At 58.4% G+C, this 11,644-nt stretch carries 13 protein-coding genes and 1 pseudogene; 9 read left to right on the top strand and 5 right to left on the bottom strand.

Features of this window, described 5'->3' with window-relative positions; all coding sequences use genetic code 11:
- The first annotated feature begins 374 nt into the window (after nucleotides 1-374).
- Both MPJ51_RS20365 and MPJ51_RS20360 read left to right on the top strand, forming a co-directional pair.
- Nucleotides 375-860, top strand: coding sequence for a hypothetical protein (locus tag MPJ51_RS20365; RefSeq protein ID WP_298390673.1), 486 nt, complete (start codon nucleotides 375-377; stop codon nucleotides 858-860).
- An 86-nt stretch (nucleotides 861-946) separates the two neighbouring features.
- Entirely contained in the window at nucleotides 947-1,369 is a 423-nt protein-coding gene (locus tag MPJ51_RS20360) for a tellurite resistance TerB family protein (RefSeq protein WP_298390671.1), read from the top strand.
- Between the two features lie 5 nt (nucleotides 1,370-1,374).
- Here MPJ51_RS20360 and dacB read toward each other — a convergent pair whose 3' ends face one another.
- From dacB to MPJ51_RS20345, 3 genes are all read right to left on the bottom strand, one after another.
- Entirely contained in the window at nucleotides 1,375-2,850 is a 1,476-nt protein-coding gene (gene dacB / locus MPJ51_RS20355; protein ID WP_298390669.1) for a D-alanyl-D-alanine carboxypeptidase/D-alanyl-D-alanine-endopeptidase, read from the bottom strand.
- 67 nt (nucleotides 2,851-2,917) lie between these two features.
- The gene (locus tag MPJ51_RS20350) at nucleotides 2,918-3,538 is read right to left on the bottom strand and encodes a nicotinate-nucleotide adenylyltransferase (protein WP_298390667.1); all 621 of its coding nucleotides are present in this window, start codon (nucleotides 3,536-3,538) and stop codon (nucleotides 2,918-2,920) included.
- A 32-nt stretch (nucleotides 3,539-3,570) separates the two neighbouring features.
- Complete coding sequence (locus MPJ51_RS20345; RefSeq protein WP_298390665.1) at nucleotides 3,571-4,038, bottom strand: MOSC domain-containing protein; 468 nt, start codon at nucleotides 4,036-4,038, stop codon at nucleotides 3,571-3,573.
- A gap of 103 nt (nucleotides 4,039-4,141) precedes the next feature.
- Between MPJ51_RS20345 and MPJ51_RS20340 the strand changes: the two genes are divergently transcribed.
- The 3 genes from MPJ51_RS20340 (at nucleotide 4,142) to MPJ51_RS20330 (ending at nucleotide 7,925) form a co-directional block, all read left to right on the top strand.
- Nucleotides 4,142-5,482 carry a P-loop NTPase fold protein gene (locus MPJ51_RS20340; RefSeq protein WP_298390663.1) on the top strand — a complete coding sequence of 447 codons (1,341 nt, stop codon included), beginning with the start codon at nucleotides 4,142-4,144 and terminating at the stop codon, nucleotides 5,480-5,482.
- A 66-nt stretch (nucleotides 5,483-5,548) separates the two neighbouring features.
- Nucleotides 5,549-7,216 carry an energy-dependent translational throttle protein EttA gene (gene ettA / locus MPJ51_RS20335; RefSeq protein WP_298390661.1) on the top strand — a complete coding sequence of 556 codons (1,668 nt, stop codon included), beginning with the start codon at nucleotides 5,549-5,551 and terminating at the stop codon, nucleotides 7,214-7,216.
- A gap of 34 nt (nucleotides 7,217-7,250) precedes the next feature.
- Nucleotides 7,251-7,925 (top strand): hypothetical protein, encoded by a 675-nt coding sequence (locus MPJ51_RS20330; protein ID WP_298390659.1) that lies wholly within the window; start codon nucleotides 7,251-7,253, stop codon nucleotides 7,923-7,925.
- 161 nt (nucleotides 7,926-8,086) lie between these two features.
- Here MPJ51_RS20330 and MPJ51_RS20325 read toward each other — a convergent pair whose 3' ends face one another.
- Nucleotides 8,087-8,680 carry a transposase gene (locus tag MPJ51_RS20325; RefSeq protein ID WP_298390657.1) on the bottom strand — a complete coding sequence of 198 codons (594 nt, stop codon included), beginning with the start codon at nucleotides 8,678-8,680 and terminating at the stop codon, nucleotides 8,087-8,089.
- 204 nt (nucleotides 8,681-8,884) lie between these two features.
- Between MPJ51_RS20325 and MPJ51_RS20320 the strand changes: the two genes are divergently transcribed.
- A complete protein-coding gene (locus MPJ51_RS20320; RefSeq protein ID WP_170378838.1) occupies nucleotides 8,885-9,091 on the top strand; it encodes a cold-shock protein in 207 nt (68 codons plus the stop codon).
- A gap of 161 nt (nucleotides 9,092-9,252) precedes the next feature.
- The gene (locus tag MPJ51_RS20315) at nucleotides 9,253-9,810 is read left to right on the top strand and encodes a L,D-transpeptidase (protein WP_298390651.1); all 558 of its coding nucleotides are present in this window, start codon (nucleotides 9,253-9,255) and stop codon (nucleotides 9,808-9,810) included.
- A 2-nt stretch (nucleotides 9,811-9,812) separates the two neighbouring features.
- On the opposite strand, the gene MPJ51_RS20310 is transcribed toward MPJ51_RS20315, so the two are convergent.
- The gene (locus MPJ51_RS20310) at nucleotides 9,813-10,472 is read right to left on the bottom strand and encodes an arylesterase (RefSeq protein ID WP_298390649.1); all 660 of its coding nucleotides are present in this window, start codon (nucleotides 10,470-10,472) and stop codon (nucleotides 9,813-9,815) included.
- Between the two features lie 27 nt (nucleotides 10,473-10,499).
- Between MPJ51_RS20310 and MPJ51_RS20305 the strand changes: the two genes are divergently transcribed.
- A complete protein-coding gene (locus MPJ51_RS20305) occupies nucleotides 10,500-11,195 on the top strand; it encodes an ATP-binding cassette domain-containing protein (RefSeq protein ID WP_298390647.1) in 696 nt (231 codons plus the stop codon).
- A pseudogene (locus MPJ51_RS20300) lies at nucleotides 11,192-11,644 on the top strand (drug:proton antiporter); the annotation flags it as partial. The gene MPJ51_RS20305 and the pseudogene MPJ51_RS20300, both read left to right, overlap by 4 nt.

Genomic DNA, 11,644 nt, shown 5'->3' with positions numbered 1-11,644 from the left:
ACCCCATGCAACCGGCCCGGCCCCTCCTATTGTGCTGGTGCAGCATGAGTCAATGTTTGATGGTCTGCGAAGGCAGTCCGATGGAAAATTACCGCAGAAATTTAATAATCAACACTGCCACTCTTAATGAGCAGACGGCCTTAAATCCCACTTGACTGGGGCACCCCCAAGAGAACACAACCAATAAAGGAAAGCATTTAGGAAACAACATGTTCTGGTCTCGCCAATTTGTTTCAGACGACATGCGGCAATGGATACTAGAATGTTTCGACTGGTTTGACGAAAAATTCGAACCACCCAGTGGTCCCATCGTCCCCACGAAAGCGTATTTCACCGCATCTGCGGGGACCGACAACGATACTGCCAGACAGGTATTGGCTGACATCAAACGGCATATGAATTTCGATCACCCCGTCGAACTAGAGCCTTTGGATGTCTTGCCTGCCGAATATCGCCATGAATATCAGTCTCTGACCTCCGTCGCAGGCACCTATGAAAAGATCGGAAATTCATCGGTGATCAGATACGACCCGGAACAGATGAACAAACCCATACAGTTCATCAATTTGATGGCACACGAACTGATGCATGCACGTCTGGACGATGTTGTGGCAGAGGTGCCTGGGGGCGAAGAAGCGCACGAACTCGCCACCGATCTTGGCTGCATCATCGCCGGGTTCGGTGTTTTTCAGCTACAGGCCGCAGATGACGCCGGTTGGTTTGGCTACATGACACAGCAATCCCGGGCCTTTGCTTTGGCTGTCTTCCTTCACCGGCGTGGGCTGGAACTGGACACGGTTTCACCGTTTCTGTCCCCAAGATGCAAAAGGCTTGTGTCCAAAGCGATGAAGGCTCTGTGAAGGGCGCGCTGCAAACAATCGGTTGAACCTGCCTTCACCCCCTCATATCGTGCGCTTCCAAAGCACGCTATGCAGGACCAAGATACATGACCGAGCAAATCCCCCATCCCATGTCCCCGCAGGATTGCCTTGTGGCGATCATGGTTGCGGTGTCGGCCTCGGACGAAACCATCCGCACCGCCGAATTGGTCAAGATCGAAGGCGCGGTGAACATGCTGCCGGTGTTTGCCGGGTATGACATCGACCGCACCCGCCGCGTGTCGCAGATCGTGTTCGACCTGTTCGAACAAGAGGATGGCCTGGACGCGCTGTTCGGTCTGATCCGCGACAACCTGCCGGAACGCCTGAACGAAACCGCCTATGCGCTGGCCTGTGACGTGGCCGCCGCCGATGGCTCACTGGCGGAATCCGAGCTGCGCCTGCTGGAAGAAATCCGCTACGAGCTGAACATCGATCGCCTGCATGCCGCCGCCATCGAACGCGGCGCGCGGGCGCGGCATACCGTCTGACGGCATCAACTTCCGTACAGCGCGCCCCATCTCTCGATCAGGGCGCGTTGCAGTTTGCGCGATCTCCGGTTCCAGCTGCGCGCGCCGTCCGGGCGCTCTCGGAACGCGCGCGGGATGGTGGCACGATGGGCCACGTCTGCGGTGAAGATGGCAAAGGCCAGTTCCGCCCCGCCCGCCGTGGTCAGAAACCCACCCAGACCCGAGACAAAATTCAGCGTACCCGTTTTGGCATCCACCTTGACAGGATGGTTCTTGACCGGGTTTCCATTGCGATCCGTCAGGGTGAAGGGTTTCAACAACGGCCTCAACTCCTCGGAATTGCTCCCCGCTGCCAGAACCGCGACCAGCGCTTCCGGAGCCATACGCGAAGCATCGCCCAACCCCGAATGGTCGACCAGCGCAATTCCTTCGATCCCATACGTCTCCTGCGCCCAGCGGTTCATCTCGGCGGCGGACTCGGCCAGATCACGCGGGGCCACGCCGCGCGCCTTGGTGGCGGCCATGCCGACCATCTCGGCCGTGATGTTGGTCGAATATTTCAGCATCCCGCGCAGAATATCGGTCAACGGATCGCTTTGATGAACGACCAGCGCAGTCCCCTGCGGCGCCTGTCGGGTGATCTGCACCCGGCTCAGCACAATCCCATTCACCCGCGCCAATGTACGGAACACATCCCCCGCATAAAGCGCCGGTTTGCGCACCGGCAACCACCGCGCGCCACCGTTGCCCAAGGCCCCTTTGGCCACCGACCAACGATCCTGCCGCGCGCTGGGCTGATAGGTGTAGATCGGCAGGTTCCGCGCCTCGACCCGCATCGATGCCATATCGACCGAGGGCGTATAGTTCCGGCTGCGCGCATCCATGGTCACGTCATAGCCGGTGCCATCCCGCTTCCATTCGAAATGCACCCGGTTGAAATTCAGCGCCATACCGCTGATGGCCGGGCTGTATCCCAGATGATCCGGCTGGCCGGGGTCGATGCTGAACACATAGGGCAGCGCACCATCGTAAACCTTGAACGCGCCGCGCACCTCGGTGATCCCGGCCTTGCGCAGATCGGCGGCCATCGCGGCCAAAACATCCGTGTCCACCAGCGGATCACCGCCGCCCACAAGGATCAGATCCCCTTCGAGGATACCGTTCTCGATCACCCCATCGGCCACCAGCTTGGTTTCAAACCGGAAATCCGGCCCCAGAACATCCATTGCATAAAGCGCCGTCAGCGCCTTGGCCACGCTGGCCGGTGGCAGGCCCTGCTGTCCACCCGACGCCTCCAACACCATGCCCGTCTTGACATCGGCCACCGCAAAAACCACCTCGCCCCGCAGTCTGGCGGCCTGCACAAGACGGTCGACACCGGTGACCTGCGCCCCACGCAACTGAGGCCGCAGTGACACCAAAGGGGCCTCGGCCAACCCTGCGGCGGGGATCAGGGACGCCACCCCCCCAAGAAATGCGCGGCGCGAAAAACGATCAACCATAGGTCAAATAAAATCCCAGAGCGTTCCGGCAAACAACCGTTGATTTGGATATAGGGCCCCGGCGTGGCTATTCCCGCAACACCCCGTTGGCCCAATCCCCCCGAAGGCGAATCTCGGTCGAGCTTACATCGACCATCGGCACATTCACGAAACACCACGCCGGGGCCGTCGCCCGCCCCAACAGATGCCGCGCCTGCCCGTCGATCCGATATGGCGCATAGGCCCGCGCCGCCGGAGACATCCTGGCCGAGATCCGATCCCCCGGTCGCGCCACCACGCCCACCGGCACGCTCTCCATGATCTGCCGCCAGTTCTTCCACTTGTGAAACTGCGCCAGATTATCCGCCCCCATCAGCCAGACGAACCGAACCTGAGGGTATAATTTCTGCAACGCTGCCAGAGTATCCGCCGTCGCCCGCGTCCCCGTCAGCGCCTCAATCTGCGTCACCTCGACATTGGGATGCTGCATCACCGCCTCTGCCGCCGCCATCCGCTGCGCCAACGGCGCAGGCCCGCGCGATTTCAACGGATTACCCGGAGACACCAGCCACCACACCCGATCCAGCCCGAAGGCTTTCATCGCCTCGAGCGTCACATGCACATGACCCTGATGCGGCGGATCAAAAGACCCGCCGAACAACCCCACGACCTGCCCGGGCCGCGCATATGGAAGGGCATAACGCTCCATCCCTTGCTGATGTTCAGAACTGGGGGGCGTTGTCAATCAACCGGTTGCACCGGATCGCCCAGAGCAACCCGCCCCGGCCTGACCACCTCGGCACACCATCCCCCATGCCCGCGCACGGCGGAATAGCCACCCTTGCCCAACGCCTCCTCCATCCGGCTGCACGGCGCGCAAATCACGGTAAAGCGCAGAATGGCCTCACCCACCTGCACCTCGCGCCCCTTGAGCGCCGCCAAATTGATCCCCGAAACCACCAGATTGCGCCGCAGGATGTCCGGCGCAATCGGTCCTTCCCCCAGATACGAACCAATCGCCGCCAGATGCTCCCTCTGGATCAGAGTCACCGCCCGTTTGCCCGCACGGCTGCGGTCGCCGTCAAGACCATCGGCTGAGATCATGGCTGTATCCACAATCTCCATCTCAACCCTCCGCTCGGGCCGCAGGCCGATCCAGTCAATATGTCCCGGCTGGGCCCAACCGGAAATGAGGTCTTTCAAGGACATAGCAGGCTCCGAGTTTTCCGCACCTCCCCTCAAATAGCAGTCTGGTCCTTATGTAGGCAGCCGCTAATAGTAACGCTGATTGATTTGTGAATTGGAGCCTGACATGCGCCTGACCATCCCGGAACCCAAAATCAACCTCTACAAGGATGGCTTTGCCGAACACGACAAGCTTTCCCGCAAGACCACTGGAGAAAAGCTTTCGGAACTGGTCGAGCACATCGACGATCCGCTTGTAATCGCACTGGATGGAGCATGGGGCTCTGGCAAATCGTTCTTTCTAAAATGTTGGGTCGGAGAGCACCTGAGGCGAGAGGGGAATACAACACAAACCGTCTATTTTGACGCTTTCAAACACGACTTCTTGGATGACCCGTTAATCGCGCTGACAGGAGCGATTGCCGAGCGGTTCGAGGGCACAGATGACATAGAAGCGCAACATACGTGGAACAAGGCCAAACAAATCGCTCCCGCCCTCGGTCGGACACTTCTACGAACCGGCGTTTCGGTTGCGACCGCTGGCCTTGTTACCACGGCGGATGAACTTACAGATGCCGCCATCAACACCCTTTCTGGTGAACTAGACGGTGCCGTGGCCGAGTTCTGGAAGAGAGAAGATGGAAAGCGTGCCGCAATGGCCGGCTTCCGACAAGCGCTTGTCGGTCTGACTGAGCCAAATGACGAGGGCGTGCCTACACGAAAACTCGTTATCGTGATCGACGAACTGGATCGCTGTCGACCAGAGTTTGCCTTCTCCCTGCTGGAAGTCGTTAAACATTTTTTCAACGTGGACGGAGTTCATTTTGTTCTGGGAGCCAACCTGCGGGAATTGGAGAATAGCGTCCAAACTAGATACGGTGCTAGTGCGAATGCGGCGCGCTACCTGCAAAAATTCGTAACACTGGTTGCCCCGCTGGCGGGTTCGGAACAAACAAATAGGAGTTCGTTGCGCTTTGTCAGGTATTTTGACTACGTTGCGACATCCACGAAGTTGTATGAGACGTGGAAGTATAGCTGGCTACAAGACTATTTGAAACTCATTGATCATCATGTTCACTTAAGCTTGCGTGATATAGAACAGTTGATCCGCGTCGCCCAATTGGCCCCTAGCCCCAGCTTGGCCACCACAGCAGAATTTCATCTGTTTAGTGGGCTCGCTATTCTAAAAGTGATTTCACCAAATGCGATCAGGAAAATCAGAGATCGAACTATAAGTTTTGCGGACGTGACCCGGATCTTCGAAATTCAAGATGAGGCAGGCGAGCACTCCTTCGAACGCGCAGCACACTATGTGTGGCGACTAGCGGTTGGGTTAGACAAGATGGATGTTTCTGCAGTCACAAACCGAGCGACGCATGAGTATTTTGAACAATACAAACCGACGCAGCTAATTCGCGATATCCTCGCGAACAGTTTTGACACCTTCGATCTTACGGATGTTCGGTGATTGCCCCCACCCAAACCATCCGCTATCACACCGCCCAACCCAATTCCCCGACCCAGAGGACGCGACATGGCCGCCTATCAATATGTCTACCACATGCAGGGTGTCTCCAAGACCTATCCCGGTGGCAAGAAGTGCTTTGAAAACATCCACCTGAGCTTTCTGCCCGGCGTGAAAATCGGTGTTGTCGGCGTCAACGGCGCAGGTAAATCGACGCTGATGAAGATCATGGCCGGCCTCGACACCGACTTCACGGGTGAGGCATGGGCCGCCGAGGGCGCCAAGGTCGGCTATCTGCCGCAGGAACCGCAACTGGATGAAAGCCTGACCGTTCGTGAAAACGTCATGCTGGGTGTGGCTGCGAAAAAGGCAAAGGTCGACCGGTTCAACGAAATCGCCATCGAGATGGCAGAGAACTATTCCGACGAACTGATGGAAGAAATGACCGCGCTGCAGGACTCCATCGACTCCGAAAACCTCTGGGACCTCGACAGCCAGATCGACGTCTCGATGGAGGCGCTGCGCTGCCCGCCGGACGATGCCAACATCGCCAACCTCTCAGGTGGTGAGAAACGCCGCGTGGCGCTGTGCAAGCTGCTGCTGGAAGCCCCCGACATGCTGCTGCTTGATGAGCCGACCAACCATCTGGACGCCGAGACCATCGCCTGGCTGCAACAGCACTTGATCGACTACAAGGGCACCATCCTGATCGTCACCCACGACCGTTACTTCCTGGATGACATCACCGGCTGGATTCTGGAACTCGACCGCGGCCGCGGCATTCCTTACGAGGGCAACTACTCCGCATGGCTGGAACAGAAGGCCAAACGGCTGGAACAGGAAGCGCGTGAGGACAAGTCCAAGCAGAAGACCCTGCAGCGAGAACTGGAATGGATGCGTCAGGGCCAGAAGGCCCGTCAGGCCAAATCCAAGGCCCGGATCAACGCCTATAACGAGCTGGCCGAACAGTCCGAGCGCGAAAAGCTGACCCGCGCCCAGATCGTCATCCCCAACGGCCAGCGCCTCGGCGGCAAGGTGATCGAGGTCGAGGGTCTGTCGAAACATATGGGCGACAAGCAACTGATCGAAGGACTGGACTTCGCCCTGCCCCCCGGCGGTATCGTCGGCGTCATCGGGCCCAACGGTGCTGGTAAATCGACCCTGTTCAAGATGCTCACCGGTCAGGAACAGCCTGATGCAGGCACTATCACGCTGGGCGACACGGTCGAGCTGTCTTATGTCGACCAGTCCCGCGACGACCTTGCCGACAACGACACCGTGTGGGAGGCGATCACCGGCGGTGCCGAGATCATCCAACTGGGCGACGCGCAGGTCAATTCCCGCGCCTATTGCTCGTCGTTTAATTTCAAGGGCGGCGACCAGCAGAAGAAGGTCTCGCTGCTATCGGGTGGTGAGCGCAACCGCGTCCACATGGCCCGCCTGCTGAAAGAGGGCGGCAACGTCCTGTTGCTCGACGAACCGACCAACGACCTCGACGTCGAAACCCTGCGCGCACTGGAAGACGCGCTGGTCGATTTCGCCGGTTGCGCCGTGGTCATCTCGCACGACCGCTTCTTCCTCGACCGGATTTGTACGCATATTCTGGCGTTCGAGGGCGATGCGCATGTGGAGTGGTTCGAGGGCAACTTCGAGGATTACGAAGAGGACAAAAAGCGCCGTCTGGGACCGGACGCGCTGGAGCCCAAGCGGTTGAAGCATAAGAAGTTTGCGCGGTGATATTCGCTTGAAATCAGCGTTCTAGGCTCCCATCATGGAAGCCATGAACACTGCCATTCGTCTTGCAAAGTGGTCGCTAGCGGCAATTGGTGTGCTAGCGACCTTCATAGGCTTGTATGAGTATTTTTGGGCCACAAGAACTGCACCCTATCTCAACACGCACATTACGTCCTGTTCCCCCGAACAAATACACGAAGGCTTGGGCAATCGTGAAGCTGAAAGACAAGAACTTCTTCAGTTCTTGAATGACAATGCATGGTCTCTCGTGGTTCTCGACCTCATTATTGATCATGACGGATGCGACCATCCTGATGCGATATATTTTTCTGATGAATTTCCTGACATTGTAGAGTTCGAACTGGGATATGATAAGCGCTATTCTCCAACCCTGGGCACCTATCGAAAGTTCAGAAAAATTGGTGATTTTCATGACAGATCTTGGCATTCAACAATCAGAATCGAGCAAAAGCGTTTCTTTGAAGACGTAGTTGCCAACAGTAGTTTTGGTGACGATCATGGCGCTCACGGTATCGTCGGAGTTTTCTTTGTTTCGAACATGAGTGATGAAGAAGGAACCAACCGCTATGTTCTCGTCCCTGTCCGTTACTCTACGAAAAATGCACTTGTGTTCACTTGCACCGTAGCCATCGAAAGTTCTTTCTATGGACTTAATCGCTTGAGTTCGTATGTGTCCGAATGTTTGCTTTGAAACAGCAAGTAGGCCGGGCTTCAGCCCGGCAATCCGCACAACTCCGGCGACTTCAACAGTATCCACCATTGAATTGAATCAAAACCAACCGATCAATCCAAGATTCATGGTGGATGCCGGGCTGAAGCCCGGCCTACAAAATTCGGCTTTTTGCCCTACAGCTATCGGAACATGTCCTTGATCACCTCTCCACTCCATTCCGGGTCAACCCGCCCCGCGCGGATATCACGATGAATCGACGAAAACGGCCAATCTGTTGGATGCTCCACCAACCCATGTTTGACCGGATTACCCCAACAATATGCCATATGATTACGGTAATCCGCTTCATCCCGAATGGTATGCTCCCAAAACCGACGTTGCCAAACAGCCGCTTCGCGCTTGTTGGCCCGTAGGCCGGGCTTCAGCCCGGCATATCTGCCTGATGTCACAACGGGTAAGTCTGTCGGCATGGGTGCCGGGCTGAAGCCCGGCCTACCATTTGCCTTGTTCAAACGCCTCGTAAACCTTGCCTTAATCGCGCCCCATCGTGTCGAATAATCCGCGTCACCCGGCGGCAAAGTCCAAACCGCGTGGATATGATCTGGCAACACGACAAACGCATCGCACCAGAAGGGCCTCTCGCTTTGCGTCAAAGCAAAGGCGGCGCGCAAATGTGCCACTTCACGCGTTAGCAAATCGGATGACCGGTCGGCCAGCGATACCGTAAAGAAATACTTCGCACCCGGGATACGCACACGACGGTAGTTGCTCATGCGAGCATCCTGACGCACTCATGGCTACCAAATCGTTAATCAACTCCCCTCTTGCCACACTCCCGCCCCAATGCCATACCCAACCCGCTAACGTTTTTCTATTTCGACCCACTGTCCCCTTCTACGGCGCTCAGTCACTCGATCCGGACGACGACGCCAGGCTGCCGCAACTCCGTGGGCAGCACCAAACAGGAGACAACGGATATGCCCGCAGGCACCGTAAAATGGTTCAACACCACCAAAGGCTACGGCTTTATCGCACCTGAAGATGGCGGCAAAGACATCTTCGTTCACATCTCGGCCGTGGAACGCTCGGGCCTGACCGGTCTGGCCGACAACCAGAAAGTCACGTACGAGCTGCGCTCGGGTCGTGACGGCCGCGAAAGCGCGGACAACATCGAGCTGGCGTAACGCCGGTTAAGGGCAGGGCTCGGCTCTGCCCTTATTTTACGGCCCCGGGTGTGGCCACCAGAAAACATCACGTTTCTGTTATATTTCCTCAAAATTGACCAATTCTGATATCATACTGAATCTAGGTTCATGATTTATTTGGTCATTTGATGAGGTTCGCCATGTTTACCCGCCGCGCATTTCTGGCCACAAGCGCCACGGCCAGTCTGTTGCCTTCGCTGGCCTACGCCAAAAAGGTTCAGGAATATGATCCGACGCCCCAGTTCGTGCGGATCAAAAAGCAGTTTCAGCCGGGTCAGTTGCTGGTCGTACCCCGATCCTTTTACCTCTATTTCGTGACCGAACCGCGCAAGGCGATCCGGTATGGCTGCGGCGTTGGTAAGGCAGGGCTGGAGTTCACCGGCACCGCCACCATCGATGTCAAAAAGGAATGGCCGACCTGGCGCCCCACGAATGAGATGATCGAGCGCGAGCCGATTACCTACGCCAGGTTCAAGGATAACGACTATGTCCAGCCGGGCGGGGGCGACAACCCGCTGGGGGCCCGGGCGCTGTATCTGTTCCAGAACGGGGTCGACACCTATTTCCGCATACACGGCACGACTCAGCCGCAGACCATCGGGCGGGCGGCATCAAACGGCTGTATCCGCATGCTGAACGAGCATGTGATCGACCTGTATCAGCGAGTGCCCATCGGCACCGTGGTCTCCGTCGTCTGAGATCAGTCCGAGGCCTGCTCGACCAGTTCCAGCACATGCGGGCCCAGCGCATCGATAATCACCGTGACGCCGAATTTGTTGGGGTGGATACCGTCCGATTGCATGAACTGCTGCGCGACCCTCGGGTCATCACCCACCCCGAACCCTTCGAAAAAGTTCGGGGCGTAGAGCGTCTGGTACTGCGCCGCCAGATCAGGATAGATCGCATCAAACGCCTGCTTATAAGCAACGCCATAGTTCCCCGGCGCGGGCAGCCCAACCAGCAGGACATCCACATCCGCCGCCTCGGCCACGCCAAGGATATGATCCAGATTGGCCCGCGACACCGCCGGGTCGAGGCCGCGCAACAGATCATTGCCACCCAGCGCCACGATCATGCCGTCGACATCCGAGGTCAGCGTCCATTCCACCCGTGCCGCGCCGCCCGCCGTGGTATCCCCCGACACGCCCGCATTGATCAGCCGCACATCAGCGCCCTGATCCTGCAACCAGCGCTCCAGCTGCGGAACAAACCCGTTCTGCGGGGCCAGCCCATAGCCCTGCGTCAGCGAGTCCCCAAAGGCTGCGATCACCACCGGCTCGGCTGTGGCCGCAAAACCGCAACTGATAAAAACACAGGCCGCCAGAACCTTGCGGATTTTTCCTGCTGCGCCATATGCCAATGAACGGCCCTCCTTATGGAACCACGAATGACAACACCTGTTCTGATGCTTAAAGATGCCGCTTTGTCGCTGGATGGCAATGCCGGGCGCGTCGATATTCTGCACGACATCTCTCTGACCGTGCGTCAGGGCGAGACGCTGGGGCTGGTCGGCCCGTCCGGGTCGGGCAAATCCTCGCTGTTGATGCTGATGGGCGGTCTGGAACAGGCAACCGGCGGAACCGTGGCCGCTCTGGGTCAGGACCTGACCGGGATGGATGAGGACGCGCTGGCCCGATTCCGGCGCGACGCGATGGGTGTGGTGTTTCAGAATTTTCACCTGATCCCGACCATGACGGCGCTGGAAAACGTGGCCACACCGTTGGAACTGGCCGGGCACAAGGACGCATTCACCCGCGCCGCGCAGGAATTGGAGGCCGTAGGCCTCTCGCATCGGCGCGATCACTATCCCGCGCAATTGTCGGGGGGTGAGCAGCAGCGTGTTGCGCTGGCCCGCGCCTCGGCCCCGCGTCCGCAGATTCTGCTGGCGGATGAACCCACCGGCAATCTGGATGAGGCAAACGGCGCGGCTATTGTCGATCTGCTGTTCGGTCTACGCGACCGGCATGGCGCGACGCTGGTGCTGGTCACCCACAGCCACACGCTCGCGCAGAAATGCGACCGCGTGGTCCGGCTGCGCGATGGCCGTATCGATCAGGACGCCACCCAAGAGGCTGCAGAATGAGCCTGCGCCTTGCCGGGCGCATGGCCCGCCGGGAACTGCGCGGCGGCTTGCAGGGTTTTCGTGTATTTCTGGCCTGCCTCGCGCTGGGGGTTGCGGCGATTGCGGCGGTGGGTTCCGTCCGTTCCGCCATCGAGGCCGGACTGGCGCAGGAAGGCGCTGCGCTGCTGGGTGGCGACGCGGAACTGGAATTCACCTATCGCTTTGCCGAGGATCACGAGCGCGCCTGGATGGACGACGCGTCGCTAGCCGTGTCCGAAATCGTCGACTTCCGTTCGATGGCCGTCGCCGGTCAGGACGACCGCGCGCTGACACAGATCAAAGCGGTGGATGACGCCTATCCCCTGATCGGAACCGCCATATTGCAACCCGACATTCCTCTGGCGCAGGCTTTGGGCGGGACAGGTGACCTGCCCGGCGCGGTCATGGACCCGACCCTGATCGACCGCCTT

The sequence above is a fragment of the Ruegeria sp. genome (assembly GCF_028066395.1).
Classification (GTDB): Bacteria; Pseudomonadota; Alphaproteobacteria; order Rhodobacterales; family Rhodobacteraceae; genus Ruegeria.
The sequence above is the reverse complement of the archived record's forward strand: the minus strand, read 5'-3'. Positions and strand labels throughout refer to the sequence as shown.

Bases quoted from the DNA above. Each gene is read 5' to 3' on its own strand.
- MPJ51_RS20360 (WP_298390671.1), top strand. From the start codon at position 947: ATGACCGAGCAAATCCCCCATCCCATGTCCCCGCAGGATTGCCTTGTG.
- dacB (WP_298390669.1), bottom strand. From the start codon at position 2,850: ATGGTTGATCGTTTTTCGCGCCGCGCATTTCTTGGGGGGGTGGCGTCC.
- MPJ51_RS20350 (WP_298390667.1), bottom strand. From the start codon at position 3,538: ATGGAGCGTTATGCCCTTCCATATGCGCGGCCCGGGCAGGTCGTGGGG.
- MPJ51_RS20345 (WP_298390665.1), bottom strand. From the start codon at position 4,038: ATGTCCTTGAAAGACCTCATTTCCGGTTGGGCCCAGCCGGGACATATT.
- MPJ51_RS20340 (WP_298390663.1), top strand. From the start codon at position 4,142: ATGCGCCTGACCATCCCGGAACCCAAAATCAACCTCTACAAGGATGGC.
- ettA (WP_298390661.1), top strand. From the start codon at position 5,549: ATGGCCGCCTATCAATATGTCTACCACATGCAGGGTGTCTCCAAGACC.
- MPJ51_RS20330 (WP_298390659.1), top strand. From the start codon at position 7,251: ATGGAAGCCATGAACACTGCCATTCGTCTTGCAAAGTGGTCGCTAGCG.
- MPJ51_RS20325 (WP_298390657.1), bottom strand. From the start codon at position 8,680: ATGAGCAACTACCGTCGTGTGCGTATCCCGGGTGCGAAGTATTTCTTT.
- MPJ51_RS20320 (WP_170378838.1), top strand. From the start codon at position 8,885: ATGCCCGCAGGCACCGTAAAATGGTTCAACACCACCAAAGGCTACGGC.
- MPJ51_RS20315 (WP_298390651.1), top strand. From the start codon at position 9,253: ATGTTTACCCGCCGCGCATTTCTGGCCACAAGCGCCACGGCCAGTCTG.
- MPJ51_RS20305 (WP_298390647.1), top strand. From the start codon at position 10,500: ATGACAACACCTGTTCTGATGCTTAAAGATGCCGCTTTGTCGCTGGAT.